The 15790-nt window shown below is 34.7% G+C and carries 16 protein-coding genes; 2 read left to right on the top strand and 14 right to left on the bottom strand.

From position 1 onward, the window contains the following. Positions 1-4 precede the first annotated feature (4 nt). Both LQV35_RS01450 and rho read right to left on the bottom strand, forming a co-directional pair. Positions 5-1621 (bottom strand): DNA polymerase III subunit gamma/tau, encoded by a 1617-nt coding sequence (locus LQV35_RS01450; protein WP_230056093.1) that lies wholly within the window; start codon positions 1619-1621, stop codon positions 5-7. Positions 1622-1832: 211 nt separating this feature from the next. Continuing rightward, positions 1833-3179, bottom strand: coding sequence for a transcription termination factor Rho (gene rho, locus LQV35_RS01455; protein ID WP_230056094.1), 1347 nt, complete (start codon positions 3177-3179; stop codon positions 1833-1835). 139 nt (positions 3180-3318) lie between these two features. Here rho and LQV35_RS01460 point away from each other — a divergent pair, with 139 nt between their 5' ends. Then, entirely contained in the window at positions 3319-4428 is a 1110-nt protein-coding gene (locus tag LQV35_RS01460) for a cation diffusion facilitator family transporter (protein WP_230056095.1), read from the top strand. 54 nt (positions 4429-4482) lie between these two features. On the opposite strand, the gene LQV35_RS01465 is transcribed toward LQV35_RS01460, so the two are convergent. From LQV35_RS01465 to LQV35_RS01515, 11 genes are all read right to left on the bottom strand, one after another. Next, positions 4483-4788 carry a c-type cytochrome gene (locus LQV35_RS01465; protein WP_230056096.1) on the bottom strand — a complete coding sequence of 102 codons (306 nt, stop codon included), beginning with the start codon at positions 4786-4788 and terminating at the stop codon, positions 4483-4485. Positions 4789-4885: 97 nt separating this feature from the next. Then, the gene (locus tag LQV35_RS01470; RefSeq protein ID WP_230056097.1) at positions 4886-5662 is read right to left on the bottom strand and encodes a glycosyltransferase family 32 protein; all 777 of its coding nucleotides are present in this window, start codon (positions 5660-5662) and stop codon (positions 4886-4888) included. 9 nt (positions 5663-5671) lie between these two features. Continuing rightward, on the bottom strand, positions 5672-6577 hold the full coding sequence (locus LQV35_RS01475; protein WP_230056098.1) for an LpxL/LpxP family acyltransferase: 906 nt from the start codon (positions 6575-6577) through the stop codon (positions 5672-5674). 44 nt (positions 6578-6621) lie between these two features. Continuing rightward, positions 6622-7545 (bottom strand): lipopolysaccharide heptosyltransferase II, encoded by a 924-nt coding sequence (gene waaF / locus LQV35_RS01480; RefSeq protein ID WP_230056099.1) that lies wholly within the window; start codon positions 7543-7545, stop codon positions 6622-6624. Continuing rightward, positions 7529-8584 carry a hypothetical protein gene (locus tag LQV35_RS01485; RefSeq protein ID WP_230056100.1) on the bottom strand — a complete coding sequence of 352 codons (1056 nt, stop codon included), beginning with the start codon at positions 8582-8584 and terminating at the stop codon, positions 7529-7531. Before LQV35_RS01485 ends, waaF begins: the two co-directional genes overlap by 17 nt. Next, complete coding sequence (locus tag LQV35_RS01490) at positions 8577-9542, bottom strand: glycosyltransferase family 9 protein (protein WP_230056101.1); 966 nt, start codon at positions 9540-9542, stop codon at positions 8577-8579. Before LQV35_RS01490 ends, LQV35_RS01485 begins: the two co-directional genes overlap by 8 nt. Further along, positions 9514-10284: a glycosyltransferase family 2 protein gene (locus tag LQV35_RS01495; protein WP_230056102.1), complete on the bottom strand. Its 771-nt coding sequence runs from the start codon at positions 10282-10284 to the stop codon at positions 9514-9516. Before LQV35_RS01495 ends, LQV35_RS01490 begins: the two co-directional genes overlap by 29 nt. Continuing rightward, complete coding sequence (locus LQV35_RS01500) at positions 10281-11006, bottom strand: polysaccharide deacetylase family protein (RefSeq protein ID WP_230056103.1); 726 nt, start codon at positions 11004-11006, stop codon at positions 10281-10283. The genes LQV35_RS01495 and LQV35_RS01500 overlap by 4 nt, the downstream gene beginning before the upstream one ends. After that, a complete protein-coding gene (locus LQV35_RS01505; RefSeq protein WP_230056104.1) occupies positions 11000-11737 on the bottom strand; it encodes a lipopolysaccharide kinase InaA family protein in 738 nt (245 codons plus the stop codon). Before LQV35_RS01505 ends, LQV35_RS01500 begins: the two co-directional genes overlap by 7 nt. Further along, the gene (locus LQV35_RS01510) at positions 11730-12767 is read right to left on the bottom strand and encodes a glycosyltransferase family 9 protein (protein ID WP_230056105.1); all 1038 of its coding nucleotides are present in this window, start codon (positions 12765-12767) and stop codon (positions 11730-11732) included. Before LQV35_RS01510 ends, LQV35_RS01505 begins: the two co-directional genes overlap by 8 nt. 54 nt (positions 12768-12821) lie before the next feature. After that, a complete protein-coding gene (locus LQV35_RS01515; protein WP_230056106.1) occupies positions 12822-13583 on the bottom strand; it encodes a glycosyltransferase family 25 protein in 762 nt (253 codons plus the stop codon). A gap of 92 nt (positions 13584-13675) precedes the next feature. Here LQV35_RS01515 and LQV35_RS01520 point away from each other — a divergent pair, with 92 nt between their 5' ends. Continuing rightward, positions 13676-14725 carry a glycosyltransferase family 4 protein gene (locus LQV35_RS01520; protein WP_230056107.1) on the top strand — a complete coding sequence of 350 codons (1050 nt, stop codon included), beginning with the start codon at positions 13676-13678 and terminating at the stop codon, positions 14723-14725. Here the strand turns inward: LQV35_RS01520 and waaC are convergent. Beyond that, positions 14722-15687 carry a lipopolysaccharide heptosyltransferase I gene (gene waaC, locus LQV35_RS01525; protein ID WP_230056108.1) on the bottom strand — a complete coding sequence of 322 codons (966 nt, stop codon included), beginning with the start codon at positions 15685-15687 and terminating at the stop codon, positions 14722-14724. The two genes, LQV35_RS01520 and waaC, sit on opposite strands and share 4 nt — an antisense overlap. Positions 15688-15790: the final 103 nt, after the last annotated feature.

A 15790-nucleotide genomic window follows, 5' to 3' on the forward strand; every position in this document is an offset into this window, starting at 1 on the left:
TTAGCTACTCTATCCGTGGCGTTCCAAATAGATTTTGTGCTTCTTGCAAGATAGAGTTTTGTCTTATCGCTTCGCGTTCAGTCTCGCTTTTGTTTGAGTTTATAGATAACAAGCTTGGCTTTTCTTTTGGCTCTTTTTGTATGACTGGCTGCGTGTCTGGTGTTTGTTGTAATGAGGTTTCTTTGATGTTTTCAAGCTCTTTGCTCATCATCTCATCAAGGCTACTTTTGGGCTTTTGTATCTGTTTTTTCTGGGCGTCTATTTTTGTATTTGCACCAAATATCTCTTTACAAATTTGATTTATGATCTTAAATTTATCAACAAGCATCTGTCTATCATCGCCATCTTGTGGTGTTGCAAGTGTTAAAATATCACTTTCAAAAGATACAAATTCCACGCTTCGCCTAAAGCACTCCCCAAGATCATAGTCTCTATCATAAAGCCTTGATGTGAAAACTTCATACTGGCTTTTTTGTGGTGCTTGCTTTAGTATGGGCTGAGCTTGTGCCATTTGTTTTACAGGTTGGCTATCGATATTTTGCTGTGGTTTTGGTGTTTGAGAAATTTGCGTTGTTTGACTAATAGCGATAGCATCATCTATGCTTTGTAAATTTAATGCTTCAAGCATCATAAAAAACATTACACAAAGGACAAAGCCGTTGTCACTAGTGGTAGTTAACATACTTTTTGCCTGAGCTAAAATGCGTAAAAACCTCTCATAAACAAGCAGTGAAAATTTACTATCTCCAGCTAGAAATTTCTCTTTTAAATTTGCTATAAGTTCGTCTATTATCATCTCTGGCTCATAGCTTTCAAACTCAGATATAAGCACTCTTAATGTCTCTTTATCTTTTGCCAAGATAGTATCTAAAATTTGCTCTATCCTGCTTGGATCAAGAAGACCGAGCATAGATGCTACCGAGCTTTGTGTAAGCTTTTGCTCACTAAAAATAATAGCTTGATCAAGTAAAGTAAGAGTATCACGAAGTGATCCAGAGCCACTGCGAGCTAGAATTTCAAGTGCTTCATTTTCGTAGCTTATGCCCTCTTTGCTTAGGATAAATTGTAGATGTTTTATGATATTTAAACGACTTATCTGTTTAAATCTAAAATGCTGTGTACGCGAAAGAACCGTGGCTGGAAGTTTTAAAGGATCTGTCGTGGCAAGGATAAATTTAACATAGCTTGGTGGCTCTTCAAGTGTCTTTAAAAGTGCATTAAATGCCTCTTTTGTAAGCATATGCACTTCATCAATGATGAAAATTTTATAGCGTGCACTGGCTGGGGCGTACTTGGTTTGTTCTATAAGTTCTCTTATGTCATCTATCTTGCGGTGGCTAGCAGCATCCATCTCTATTATGTCCATATGTCTGCTCTCATTTGCCATTTGGCAGTGAGGACAAATTTCACACGGACGAGAGCTTGGACCATGCTCGCAAACTAGGGCTTTTGAAAAAATTCTAGCACTTGATGTTTTGCCACTTCCTCGAAGTCCTGAAAAAAGATATGCGTGGCTTATGCGACCCTCGTTTAGTGCGTGGCTAAGACTTTTACTGACTGCTTCTTGACCGATGAGCTCGTCAAAATTTTTGGGTCGATATTTTAGTGCTAGTGCTTGCAAAGCGCATTCCTTGTTGTGAATTTATGTTTATTTTACTAAAAATTGGATAAATTTCTCATATAACCAAACAAAAAGGGAGAATATGAAAAAAATTTTGGTTTTAGCTTTGCTTGCAGTTGGCATTTGTAGTTTTATGGGATGTGAACGCAACGACTATCAACATCCGATGCATAGAGCCAATAAAGGCGGTTGAGTTGGAGAGCCTCTCCAACTACTCATTTAAGATAGACAATAACTCCGCGTTATCTTTTGTTTTTAACATTTTTGCATATAAAAATTTCAAAGCTTCAACATCATCCATGCTCGCAATAGCGGTGCGTATAGCCCAAATTTTCTGAAGTTCGTCTGGTTTTTGAAGTAGCTCCTCTTTTCTTGTGCCTGACTTTAAGACGCTTATGGCTGGATAAATTCTTCTATCTGAGATATTACGATCTAGCACAACTTCACTGTTTCCTGTGCCTTTAAATTCCTCAAATATAACCTCATCCATGCGCGAGCCAGTGTCAATAAGAGCGGTTGCGATTATCGTTAGACTGCCGCCACCTTCGATATTTCTAGCTGCACCAAAGAAGCGTTTTGGCTTGTGTAGAGCATTTGCGTCAACACCACCCGTTAGTACCTTGCCGCTTGGTGGAGTTACGGTGTTATAAGCACGAGCTAAACGAGTAATGCTGTCAAGAAGTATGATGACATCTTTTCCCATCTCTACAAGGCGTTTTGCTTTTTCGATGACAAGCTCTGCCACGCGTACATGGTTTTGCGCGGGGAGATCAAAAGTAGAGCTATAAACTTCACCTTTTACGCAGCGCTGCATATCAGTTACTTCCTCTGGGCGTTCATCGACTAAAAGCACCATGAGTTGAGCTTCTGGATGGTTTTTGGCAATACCATGAGCAAGCTCTTTCATAAGCTCTGTTTTGCCGCTTCTTGGAGGCGCTACGATAAGTCCACGCTGACCTTTTCCAAGTGGCGTAAAAAGGTCTAAAACCCGTCCTGTAAGTTTCATGGCATCGTATTCAAGTTTTATTTTTTCGGTTGGGAAAAGTGGAGTTAGGTTGTCAAAAAGTGGACGCTCTTTTGCCTCAGCAAGAGGCATGTAGTTTATGGCTTCTATTTTTAATAAAGCGTAGTATTTTTCCTGATCTTTTGGCTCTCTAACTTGCCCTGTAACTATATCACCAACACGAAGTGCAAATTTGCGTATTTGTGAGTTTGAAACATAAGCGTCGTTTGAGCTATCACTGATATTTGCATCAACAGAGCGTAAAAAGCCGTAGCCTTCGTTTGTTATCTCTAAAATTCCTGTAAAAAGTATGAAGCCACCCTGTGATGTCTGTGTTTTTAAAATTTCAAATATCAAATCTTGTCGGCGAAATTCTCGTGGATTTTCCACGCCTACCGCATTTGCTATCTGAACTAAATTTTCTAGATCGAGTGTTCTTAGCTCTTCGATTTTATGTCCATCAACTGGAGTATGAGTGCGGGTGTTTTGGTGTTTTTTAGTGGGTTTTGTGTTTTCTTTTTGCTCATTTTGCTGTTGGGTTTCGTTATTTTCCATATTTCCTCTTTAAAATTTGCGAATAATATCGATAGAAGTTTTTCACATTGAAGTTTTTGAAGTTGTGATTTTATAAAAATTTTGCTTTAATGTCAAGAAATGATATAATTGAGATTTATTTTTGATAAGGATTTTTAAAATGATGGATTTTAAGGACGGAAGTCGCGAGAAAAAGATCATCAAAACGGCTATTTTAGGGATTATCATAAATGTAATTTTAGCAAGTGTTAAAATTTTTATCGCTCTTGTTTCAAATTCAGTAGCCATAATTTCAGATGCCATAAACAATCTAAGTGATGCATTTTCAAGTTTAATAACGATATTTGGCTCAAAGCTGGCTCAAAAGCTACCAGATGAAAACCACCCATACGGTTATGGCAGGGTTGAATATATCGGTGGCTTAATAGTTTCAATCATCGTTCTCATGCTTGGCATTGAGTTCTTACAAACTTCTATTCAAAATATTATTAATCCAGTGGCTACAAGCTTTACGCCGCCACTTTTACTTATACTTTTTATAGCCATTTTTGTAAAATTTGGTATAGGATTTTACTACCGAAAAGTTGGCAAAGAGACAAAATCTATCTCACTAAAAGCGGTAGGACAAGAGGCTTTAGGAGATGCGATAATAGCCACGATAATCCTAATCTCAGCTGCGCTTTCATACTTTGCCAACATTCAAGTTGATGGCTATGCAGGGGCTTGTGCGTCGTTGTTTATTATCTATAATGGTGTGATTTTGATAAAAGAAACATTTGATAAGATTGTTGGGCAAAGGGTTGAAAAGCAGATAAGCGATGAAATTTATGCTGCGATAAAGTCATGTGATATAGTGCATGGCGCTTACGATCTCATACTGCATAATTATGGTGTTGAGCGATATGTGGGTTCGGCAAATGTTGAGATAGATGAGCATTTGCCACTTTGTGATGTTTCGCAAAAGTTAAATGAGCTACAAATTTCAATTTATAATAAATTTCGCGTTTATCTAGTTTTTGGGATTTATAGTATAAACTTGGGTCAAAATAGCGCAAAAGAGTGCGTAGCAAACAGCCTTTCTGACTTAAAAAGCATAAAGGAAATTCACGCATTTTTTATAAATTTAAAGCAAAAGCGCATACGATTTGATGTTGTAGTTGATTATAAAGAGCGTGATTTGGCTTGGCTTAGAGCTCAGATAGAGCAAAGAGTTGAGCAAAACTATCCTGATTTTGAAGTTTTTATAGTGATTGATAGAGAATTTAGCTAAACCGCCAAAATTAGCTCTGTGGCGGTCTATTTTGCACTTGAGTTATGGCAAGAGTTACTTTTTTAGTGACTCTATATACTCGTTTACGGCTTCAAGTTCGAGTTGGTTTAGGTTTTGCACCTGTGCTCTCATGGCTGAACCCATACCGTATTTGTTGTTATTTCCCTCTTTATATCCTTCAAGGGCGCGTAGTCTGCGGTCTTTTCGTAGGGTAACGATAGGGCTTGCTTTAGGATGATACTTTTGCGTACCATCTGCACCATGACAGCCAACACATTTTTTGTAAATTTCAGCTCCATCAACAGCAAATGCTGAAACACTAAAAATAGACGCAATCCCCAAAATAGCCAGTCTTTTCATATATAATCCTTTGAAAATTTTAGCCATTATAGGGTTTGTTTTAAAATATTTATTAAATAATTTTTATTATTTAGTCTTTTTTATCTTACTTCTAAAATTATGACTTCAAAATACTATCTGGGCTTATATGTGTCCATTTGCCGCGTGGTTTATCGATGTATTGAAAGTGCTCATTTGTAAAACTGCCTTGTACACATGTAAAGCGATTATGACGATGTGTAACGCTATTTTCATCAGTGATGGCTGCATTTAGAACAGTTGGCCCAGTAAGTGCATATACGCCATTGCTTGTGTTTTTGTCTTTGATATTTTGGACTATCATTTCTATGGTTTGTTTGATAAATTTATTATCAGGTGCACTTGCCATAAAGTAGTTGCTAAAGCGATGTTTTGTCATTAAAAATAGCTCACTTTGTTTCTCATCTATAAGCATGCTTGGTGGCAAGCAAAAGCAAGCATCTATATCAAGATATATCCCGCCAAATTTATTCAGCACAAAAAGTCTAAAAAAGTCAGCTTTTGCTGCTCCATCATTTAGCTGGTCATAAGCATTAAAAGTATCCTCATCGCACAACTCTTTTATAAATTTTGTCGCATCATCATTGCTAAAATGCCTATACTCCCAATCTAGCGACAAAAGTCTGTTGAAAAGATAGTTTATATATACTGGTAGAGAGACTTTGTATGTATAGTTTATCTGCCAGATGGTTTTTGGGATATTGGTCTGCTTTTTTGGCGTAAGTTTTGCTTCGCTATAGCGCGGTATGTTAAATCTCATTTTAGGAAATATAAAGTGAAATATATAGCCAAAACCCTTAACAAGAGCGCCTAAAATTTTACTTGTTCTATTGATAAAAAGTGCTAATGTTTGCAATACCTGTCCTTACTCATAAATTTCATTATAAAATGCCTTAAAGCGCTTGTGTTGCCAGAGCCAAAGGTCTGGATTTTTAAGAATTTGCGCTGAGATTATATCGTTTTGAAGCTTAGTTAGCGTAAAAATTTTATCTTCATCTAAAATTTGCCTTACATCAATAGGCTCAAAGACCGTAACTTCGTGCTTTCTAAACTCACTTTTAGTGGTTAGTATCGGCACAATAAGTGCGTCAATCTTTATAGCAAGCCTTGCTACAGCATCGGTGGCGATAACCTTTTTACCCAAAAACTCTATCTCACAACCAGTGTCTGTGTGCTGATCAATAACGATGGCTACTTGGTTGCCTTTATTTAGTGTTTGTAGCATGCCTTTTGCTGCTGAGTGTTTTTCTATCATTGTGATGTTGTTTTTAGCTCTTGCAGCGGCATAAATTTCTTGTATGTATGGGTTTTGCATCTTTTTATTTACCACGCCAACTTTCATGTCAAAGGCTAGTGCAATGCCTGGTAAAGTAAGCTCCCACCCACCATAGTGTGCGGTAACAAAGATGATTTTACGACCGCTATTAAGGGCATTTGTGATAAATTCGCCACCAATAACACTCATCTTTTTTAAAATTTCATCTTTTGGTAAATTTTGATTTTCAAGTAGCTCAAACATGTTAAACGCAAGGCTTTTGTATGAATTTAGTGCTATCTTTTCTAGTTCTTGCTCGCTTTTTGAATTATCAAAAACTAGTTTTAAATTTGAGATTGCTATTTTATGGTAGTGAGAGTTTAGTTTATAGACTAAAAATGCAAAAATTTCAAGGATCTTTTTTGAAACTGGCTTTGGCACAAGCATAAAAATGGCATTAAAGACGATATAAAGATGATAGAGAAATTTATATTGTAACTTTTTTGTTATGCTCACTTTTGCCCTTTTTGTCTTTTATTTTACTAAAATAAACCTAAATTTTAAACTAGATTTAACACATCTTTGGCAGTGATAAGTCTCATACAGTCATGATGAGAGAGTGGACAGGTGCGCTTCATGCATGGTGCGCAAGTTAGGTTTTTGCTGATGATATGGGCATTTTGATTCATCCATGGGCTGGTTTCATTAAATTTTGTAGGACCAAAGATAGCTATAGTAGGTACTTTAAAAGCCGCTGCTATATGCATAGGGCCACTATCGTTTGTTATAAAAAGACTAAGCCCGCCGACGCGAGAGATTAGCTCATCTACGCTTGTTTTGCCAGCTAGGTTTTGATAGTTTTTGATATTGTTTTGTTTTAGTATCTGTTCTATATCTGTGGCTATTTGTGTTTCGCTGGGTCCGCCAAATATAACAATGTCAAATTTATCAGCCAAAGCCATAGCAACATCGGCAAACTCTTTTGGATACCATCTTTTGGCGCTTCCATATGTTGCACCGGGATTTATGCCCAGAGTTTTTCGCTCATAACAAAATGGCTTGTGATATAGCTTTTGCTCTTTTGCATTTAAGTTAAGTTCTAAAAATTTATTTATAAAGTCGTTGTATCTAACGACTAAATGTGTTTCGTTTTTGCTTAAGCGATGGTATTGCAACTTTTTTTTTGCTTTTATAAAAAACATCATAAATTTAGATGAAAAGCTACGCCTAAATGATATCGCTATATCAACTTCGCCGATGTTTTTGGCTAAATTTATTAAATTTATATATCTATTTCCGCCTTTTTTTGTCTCATTTACGATAAAGCGTTGGATATTTTCATATCCCTTAAAAACATGGTTTGAGACTGATGAGCCAAGTATGATAAGGCTTGCGTGTGGATATGCTTTTATGATATTTTGAACTGCTGGTGTTGCCATCACTGCATCTCCCAACCACACAGGTATCTCAATAAATATCTTCATTTATCATCTTTTTGTATTCGTAAAATTGTGGCATTTTAACAAGTTTGCCATCTCTATTATCCACTAGCCCATATCCAGGAGCTATAAGCTGATGCCAGTAAATCCGCTTTATCTTGCCTGTTTTTAGGGCTATGTCGTGATATTCTTGCATAAAATGTGCGTACTGATGCACGCTCACGCACTCCTTTTCGCTAGTTGGTGCGTACGGAGCGGTGTTTTTAAGTGGATAATTTGTTTCAGTTATATAAATTTCATTGCTAGTTTTTGGTGAAAATTTTACTAGGGCAAATAGCAAGTTTATCTTATTTTTTAGGTCAAATATGCCGTATTGCGAGTTTTTCGGATCCCCACGCCTATCTACATAAAGTAGACTTGAAAGTTTATCAAATTTAACATCTTTTAGGCTAAAAAGCGTAGCTACATTGTGGTGAAACTCGAAGTCAATCACGCTTGGACCAATAAGTTTTATGCTTTTAAAGCTCTCATCTCTTAAGTTTTGAGCCGTTTTATAAAAATTTAGATATTCACAAGGTGCAAAAAAGCCCCATTTTAAGCGATTTATAGCTATGCCTATCTGAAACTCATTTGCAATGCCTTGAAATTTGGTAAAAATCTGCCTTAAATTTTCTCTAAAAAGCTCTAAATTTTCGATATTATCCCTATCTTGCATGATGGCTATGAGTATATTTTTGCCTTTAAATTTTAAAGCAAATTTTATGTATTCATCTAAATTTTGCATATCCCAAAGAGGCAGCCTTATAAGCAAATTTTTAACTCCAAGTTCATCTACTAGCCAAACTTGCTCGTCCCCTTTATCTAAATTTACGCCTATGCCGTAAAAATCACTCTTTGCTGGCTTTTGTAAGCCTTTAAAAATTTTTATACAAATCGTAGCTAGTGGCAGGATAAATAGCGATAAAAGAGCCATCTTGGCATAATCAAATTTAAAATTTTTACGCATATTTTTTTTATATGCTTTATCGGTTATCACGCTTGGTTGATCTGAGTAAAAGTCCCAAACAAACGGCTTTTTAAGCATCTAGTACCTTTATAAATTCTGATTTTATCGTTTCAAACTCTTGCTTTGAGTACTCTTTTGATATGCAAAAATTTTGCTGACTTTCATTTATGCTGCCCCAGCGCTTAAAACTTGCAAAAAGTGAGTTTCCAAAAAATGAAAAAGTGGGTGTATTTACCGCTGCTGCAAGGTGCATTGGACCAGTTGAGGTGCTTACAAAAAGTCTAAAATTTGACAAAAGTTTACAAAAATCTATCAAATTTAAGTTTGAGCGCCATAAAACAGCATCAAAATCAAGCTTTGAACTTATATATCTGTAAGCACTATCATCGTCTGGACCAAAGCTAAAAACAGCCTTTGTGTTTGGTTTTTGACTTGTGATTTTAGCAAGTAAGATATAATCATCAAGGCTTAAATTTCCATCACTGCTACCGCCAAACCCTGGGTGAAAAGCAACGATATTAAGTCCATTTTCTATCTTGTTCTCATCTAAAAAACTCTGAAAAACAGCCATTTTTTCAAGTTCGCTAAATTCTAAAACCGGTCTTTTAAAATCTGGCGAAATTTCACTAAAAACTGAGCGTAAAAGCTCGATATTATACTCAAACTCGCGCATTTTTACTTCACTTCTGCGTTGTCTTATACGGATATTTGCAAAAATTTGAGCTATTTTTGTGGCTGGTGCTACTCGTTTTTTTACCCCAGCTAAAAGCAGAGCAAGCGCTAGTTTTGTATCTGTAAAGGCGCTAATAGCAATATCAAATCGTCCTTGTTTTATCTTTTTTGATAGTGCAAAAATGCTCTCTTCATAAAGTAAAACTTCATCGATGAAGTCGATATTTTTAGCAAATTCATAATTTACTTTTGAAACTAGCACCGAAATTTTTGCATCTAAAATTTGCTCTTTTGCTAGCTTTATCATAGGTAAAGCCAGCACAAAGTCGCCGATCTTATCGTGTCTGGTTATGAGTATGTTCATTTTTTGCTTCTTGGTTTAGCTCATAAAGTTTGATGTATTTATAAAAATTTGTTACTGCGTGCGAAACGGCAATGATAAGACCGACATAGCCGTCTAAAAAGCCTTTTTTAAATATATAGGTCTTAAAAAAAGAGTACGCAGCGTTCAAAAAAGCTTTGGCTGGACTGGAGTGCTTTTTGCCTGCGTTATTTTTGGCAAAGAGCGTTGAGTAGGTGTTTGCTTTTTGGACAAACTGCTCGATACTAGAGTAGCTGTAATGCCTGATGTTTCCACTCAAAATTTCAGTTCTAAGACCTTGCGTTATGATATCTTCGTGCACATCGTTATCGTTATAGTGTGTGATTTTTTTATTGTATAGGCGTTTTATCTTTTGGTTATTCCATCCACAGTATTTTATCTGAATTTCTTTATAAAATGCGATAAAATTTAGCTTATAAACGCAGTTTTCATCAAGCATTTTGTTTTGTAAAATGCTTCTTAGCTCGCTATCTACGACCTCATCGCTATCGATGATTAGTATCCAGTCATTTTTTGCATAGCTTGCAGCTTTATTTTTTGTACGCCCAAAGCCCACAAACTCGCCTTGTATCAAATTTACATTTTTATATGAGCTTGCGATTTGTAGTGAGTTGTCGGTAGAGCCGTTATCAAAAACCACGACATCATCTAAAAATTCAAGGCTTTTTAGCGTTTTATCAAGAGTTTTTTCGTTATTTTTGACCAAGACTACGCCACTTATCATTTTTTAAGTATCCTTTTTATAAATGCTTTTAGTCTGTATTTTAACATTGATAATGGTTTAAATATCGCGTCTGGTGAGCTTAGTGCATCGCCATTTATTCTGTATATTACGCCATTTATGCCATTAAAATCAGCCTGAATCGCATTGCCGATACGAAAAGCGTATTTGTAATGCTTTTTTGTAAATTTTAAAACTTCATCGTTATATTTACCGTATGGAAAAAACAAACTATCTACCCTTATGCCTAGCTTGTTTTCTAAAATTTCTTTTGAGCCACGAATTTCGCTATCTAAATCGACACCATCGTTGGTTAAAACTACATGAGAGTGCGAATGTGAGGCGATTTGAACAAGGCCACTGTCTATCATCTCTTTTAGCTCTTTATAGGTGCAAAATGTTGCTTTTTTAAAATTTTCAAAAAGATCGTTGTGTTCAAAACTTAGCCGTTCGTTTGATGGAGTTTGTGTGTCATCTAGTATAAATTTGCTAGGGACTGCGAGTGTGGCTTTTAGGTTGTATTTTTTTAGAAGCGGGAAAACAAGTAGGTAAAAGTCTGCATAAGCATCATCAAATGTGATGTGGACACACTTTCCTTGCACGCTTTCTCCCGCGAAAATAGTTGTGAAATTTTGTTTTATGTGTTTTAAATGTTGCTCAAAAATTTCAGCATCATTAGAGCACCTGTCGCTATTTAGATGATGATACATTATGCTTATTAGCACTTTTGTCCTTTTAGTCGTTTTTTTAAATTTTTTCTTGCCTTTAGTCTATGCGAATACTTCATCGCCATATCGATACATCTGCTCTCATCGGCGTTTGAGAGTTTTGCGTATTCAACAGCGATAGACTTCATATCCTCATCTGTAGCCCAAAGCATAGAGAAATTTTTAAGTCTATCTTTTAGCTTTAGTTTTTTAAATTTCATTCTATTTATATCAACTACCTTAAACTCGTATCGGTCGCCACTTTGTTTTATCAAGATGTTTCCAGGGCTGTAGTCAAGATGTAAAATTTCTTGCTCGTGAAGTGCATATGTAAATGCTACAAATTGTTTTAAAATGCTATCTTTGTTTAAAAACTCATCGTCTAGTAAAACTTCTCTTATAGTAAAATCATATGCAAAATTTTCACTTACAAAAAAACTCTCACAAAGTAATTTATGTTCGTAAAACTCGATATATCCGATAGGTTTTGGTGTGAAATTTTCAATCCTTAAGGCATGCTCGTATGACTTTTGTGCTTTTGTTTTTTTGCCAAAAAAGTATAAAATTTTATTAAAAATGTTTGGAATTTTAAAACTTTTTACAACCACTTCTGTATCATTTTGGCTGATGAGTTTTATCTCGTTTCGTACTTTATGTAGCGAGTTTTGCGAGCTTTTAAACTTATCTTTTATATCTAGCAAAAACTCTTTTAGCCAGTTAAAATTCTCATTTAGGGTAAATTTATACATTATCTTGCTCTAGTACTTTGCTTATAAAATCATCTAGATTTTGTTTTATTTCACTAAAATTAATATCTTGAGTGCAGTGTCGTAGTCCAAAACTATCAAACTCTTCTGGTTCTTTCAGTTTGTAGGCTATGCCATAAATTATATCATTTTCAGGTTGAACATATAGTGGGTGAGTGTGTGTAAAAACGCAAAAGGTTGGTGTTTTTAGACTAAAAGATAGATGTAATAACCCAGTATCTGGAACTATAAAAAAAGTAGAGTGTTTAATAAATATAGCTATCTCATCTATTGATTTTATGCCAAGCTTTACAAATTTTATACCATTTGGTTCTAGATAGTCGTTTATTAATCTTTCTTGTAAAAACTCTTGACCAGGATTGGCAACGATTATTGGCTTAAAGCCATAATGATGATTTAAATATTTTACAATTTCATAAGTTTTATGTATGTCTAGTATTTTTTCTAGCCCACCAGAACCTAGCGAAAGTAGGTAAAATTTATCTTTTTTTAAATTTTTAACCTCACTTAAAATGCGGTTTTGCACTTTTGAATTTATAAAAAACTCAGGGTCTACACTCATATCTTGTCTGTCTAGATTAAGCTTTGAGAGTCCTTGAAAAAGCCTTGATGTAAAATGTGCTTCGTTGTTAAATTTATAAGGTAACTTAGACGGTTCTTTTGCTATGATATACTTGCTAAGCGATAGCTTAGCCATGCTTCTTGATGAGCTGCCATTATATAAATCAATAACTATATCAAATTTTTCAATAATTATCTTAATCTGTGTAGATATCTTGCTATAAAGATATTTTATATAATTTGTTTTTTTTCGATTCATTACTATAATATGATTTATGTTTGGATTGTTATAAAGAACATCATAGCCTATTTTATCAACAATAACAGTTATATTTGCATTTGGATATTTTTTTTTGATACTTCTTAAAATGGGCGTTCTAAATAGCACATCTCCAAAAAGACCAAGCATAATAATGCAAATTTTTACATCTTTTTTTTCTAGAAACTCCATTTTTGTTCCTTAAATTTGTATATAGATTTTAGCTAAAATGAGCTTAAAAAGGTTTTACTTGCTAATAAGATGTCTGCTAAAAATTGTCTTTAACAAGCGATACCATAAGCCACGCAGTATGTAGGCTACACCGCCGAATTTTCGCATTCTTTGCTTTCTAGCGCGTGATTTTTTCTTGCCTAAAGTCACGCGTTCTTTCTCAATTGATGAGTTTGTTCCATCTATATCACTAGTTTCTATAATGTTTTTATTTAAACCATAAATGTTTAAACCGCATAATTTATAAAATTGTAGCCAACAATCAGCTTCCAAAATAAGTGGAGTATTTGCTTTTAACATCTTTTTTGCAGCAGCATTTGTTATTATATAGCCGTAGGTTCCAGTACCTGCTACAAATTTATATAGAGTAATCTCTTTATTAATTTTGATATTAAAATTTTTAAAACTATTAACCATATACATTAGGCAAACTAGTTCGTAATTTTGTTTGGTTTGCAAAAAAACTTGTAATATATTAAGATAGTTTCTAAATTCAGAATTAAATACGGTATCATCTTCTAAGATAAGAGCGTAAGGTATATTTTCATCGACTATTTTTTGATAAATTTTAAGATGACTTAGCGCACAGCCCACTTCGCCTTTTGTAATGAAACAATTATCGTAATCATATACGCTTTTTCTAAGCTCATCTTCGCTTAGCCCCCTTCCATAAATACCTTCAATAAATTCATAATCAAGTCCGATAGGCTCAAATGTTTTGATAAATTTTTCTTTTTTTTCTATATCTTTTTTTAGGTTTATAACGAAAATTTTCACTTTTTATTTTCCTTTTTATTTTATTTGAAAATTATTTTAGCTAAATTTATCTAAGCATTATGTAAAATAATTCAGGTATTAAAGAGGAAAATATGGCTAAAATTTTAGAGCTTTGTCTATCACCTGATCTTGGTGGACTTGAGCTATATATGAAAAATGCGACTAAAAATTTAAACTCAACTGCTGTAATAGGCAAAAACTCAAAGCTTAAGGTAGCTTTTGAGGCTGAAAATTTGGCATTTTATGAGATGGACAGGTTTGCGGTTTTTCATCTTGCTGGTATTATCGATAGTCAAAATATTGATGTCTTACATATCCACTGGACAAAAGACATTTTAACTGCTGTTTTAGCAAAAAAACTATCACGCAAAAAACCAAAGATAGTCCAAACCAGACACATGCATATGACGCGATTTAAGAGCGATTTTTACCATAAATTTTTATATAAAAATATCGATATGATTATCGCAGTTACTGAGCTTTTGCAAGAGCAGATAAATAAATTTATCCCAAGCAATATACGACCAAAGGTAAAGGTTTGCTACCTTGGCGTAAAAGAGATAGTGCCGCTTGATAAAGATAAAAAGCTTGAGTTAAGGGACAGTTTGGGGCTTGAAAGTGAGTTTGTAGTAGGCATAGTTGGTAGAGTCGAAGGGGCAAAAGGGCAACACATCGTTTTAAATGCTGCTAAAATTTTAAGAGATTTTAATATAAATTTGCGTGTATTAGTCGTTGGTGGATGCATGGATGAGAGATACTTAAATGCCCTTAAAGGGGTGTACAAGGATGATATATTTCTTGGACATGTTCAAAATGCAAGCGAATATATGCAAATTTGTGATTGTGTCGTACTGGCTACAAAAAAAGAGACTTTCGGGCTTGTTTTGGCTGAGGCTATGCGAGCTGGTGTGTGTGTTTTAGCTAGCGATAGCGGAGGGCCTCTTGAGATTATAGATGATGGCAAAAATGGGCTTTTGTTTGAAGCGTTTAATAGCAAGGATCTTGCCAGAAAACTAAAGCTTGTTATAGATGATGAGAATTTTAGACAGACGCTAGCTAGAAATGGTAAGGAAAAAGCAGATAATAAATTTAACGAAACCACGCATTTTGCAGAGCTTGCAACTATGTTAAACGAAATTTAAGACAAGAGCTTTTTTGCTGTTTGTATAATGCTTTGCGGTAAGATTTCTTTTATGCAAAGGTCATTTTTATCTATTTTTTTGGCATCTATTTTCTTGCCAGCGTCAATGACTAAATTTTGGCTTGTAGCATAGGCATTTCTATGGCTTGGACGATTTCCAAAAAGTGTTATGGAAGCGACATTTTGCGCCCAAGCGATGTGAGTAACCCCGCTATCATTACCGATAACTAGATCGCAGCCATTTATAAAGCCCACAAGTTGATTTAGACTCATCTTATCAAGTAGTCTAGCGTGTGTTTCTTGCGTAAGAGCAAGTGCTTTAACGCGCTCTTTTTCATTTGCGTAGCAGACTAAAATTTCATACTCACCAAGCCCTAAGATAACATCTTTAAACTTATCATAACATTTATCAGCTTCGCTTGCAAATGGTGCTATGAGTATGCGTTTTGGTGAGTTTTCTTGCTGTTTTGTATAGTTTTTTAGGCATGGGCTTTTGGTTAAAATTTCTTTTTTTAAGAAGTTAAAATTTAGCGCAAAAGATGCGAGTTTTAGGTTTCTTAATATAATATTTTCATTATAATCGCATGTAAGTTTAGTCGCGTAAAAAAGGCTAGCCAGCGGCTCTTTTATGCTTTTTTTATCAAATCCATAGCTATTTTTACTAAGCAATTTTGTAATGATGGCTGATTTTATCAGTCCTTGTAGGTCTATAGCAACATCAAATTTACCAAGTGAGCGCACTATGTGAAAAGTTTTTTTAAATTTTTTATCTTTTAGCGGAACTAAAACAAGGCGGTCTATATGCTCGTGCCCATCTAAAATTTCACCAAATTTTTCATCAGCTATCCATGTGATTTTAACATTTAAAAGATTTCTTTTTATAAATTGTAAAACTATGCAAGAGTGCACAATATCGCCGATGGCAGATAGTCTAACGATGGCGATATTAAGAGTTTTATTCATTTTTCTCGCTTATAAATTTTGAAATTTAATCGCATTTTACAAAGATTTTTCTAAAAAAACATTAAATCGCTAAGATTTATTTTAAAATTTTAATCGTATAATT

Source organism: Campylobacter suis (assembly GCF_905120475.1).
GTDB classification, from domain to species: Bacteria; Campylobacterota; Campylobacteria; order Campylobacterales; family Campylobacteraceae; genus Campylobacter_A; species Campylobacter_A suis.

Excerpts from the sequence above, each read along its gene's own strand:
- LQV35_RS01465 (WP_230056096.1), bottom strand. The coding sequence starts at position 4,788 with ATGAAAAGACTGGCTATTTTGGGGATTGCGTCTATTTTTAGTGTTTCA.
- LQV35_RS01495 (WP_230056102.1), bottom strand. The coding sequence starts at position 10,284 with ATGATAAGTGGCGTAGTCTTGGTCAAAAATAACGAAAAAACTCTTGAT.
- waaF (WP_230056099.1), bottom strand. The coding sequence starts at position 7,545 with ATGAAGATATTTATTGAGATACCTGTGTGGTTGGGAGATGCAGTGATG.
- rho (WP_230056094.1), bottom strand. The coding sequence starts at position 3,179 with ATGGAAAATAACGAAACCCAACAGCAAAATGAGCAAAAAGAAAACACA.
- LQV35_RS01505 (WP_230056104.1), bottom strand. The coding sequence starts at position 11,737 with ATGTATAAATTTACCCTAAATGAGAATTTTAACTGGCTAAAAGAGTTT.
- LQV35_RS01485 (WP_230056100.1), bottom strand. The coding sequence starts at position 8,584 with ATGCTTAAAAAGCCGTTTGTTTGGGACTTTTACTCAGATCAACCAAGC.
- waaC (WP_230056108.1), bottom strand. The coding sequence starts at position 15,687 with ATGAATAAAACTCTTAATATCGCCATCGTTAGACTATCTGCCATCGGC.
- LQV35_RS01490 (WP_230056101.1), bottom strand. The coding sequence starts at position 9,542 with ATGAACATACTCATAACCAGACACGATAAGATCGGCGACTTTGTGCTG.
- LQV35_RS01510 (WP_230056105.1), bottom strand. The coding sequence starts at position 12,767 with ATGGAGTTTCTAGAAAAAAAAGATGTAAAAATTTGCATTATTATGCTT.
- LQV35_RS01520 (WP_230056107.1), top strand. The coding sequence starts at position 13,676 with ATGGCTAAAATTTTAGAGCTTTGTCTATCACCTGATCTTGGTGGACTT.
- LQV35_RS01460 (WP_230056095.1), top strand. The coding sequence starts at position 3,319 with ATGATGGATTTTAAGGACGGAAGTCGCGAGAAAAAGATCATCAAAACG.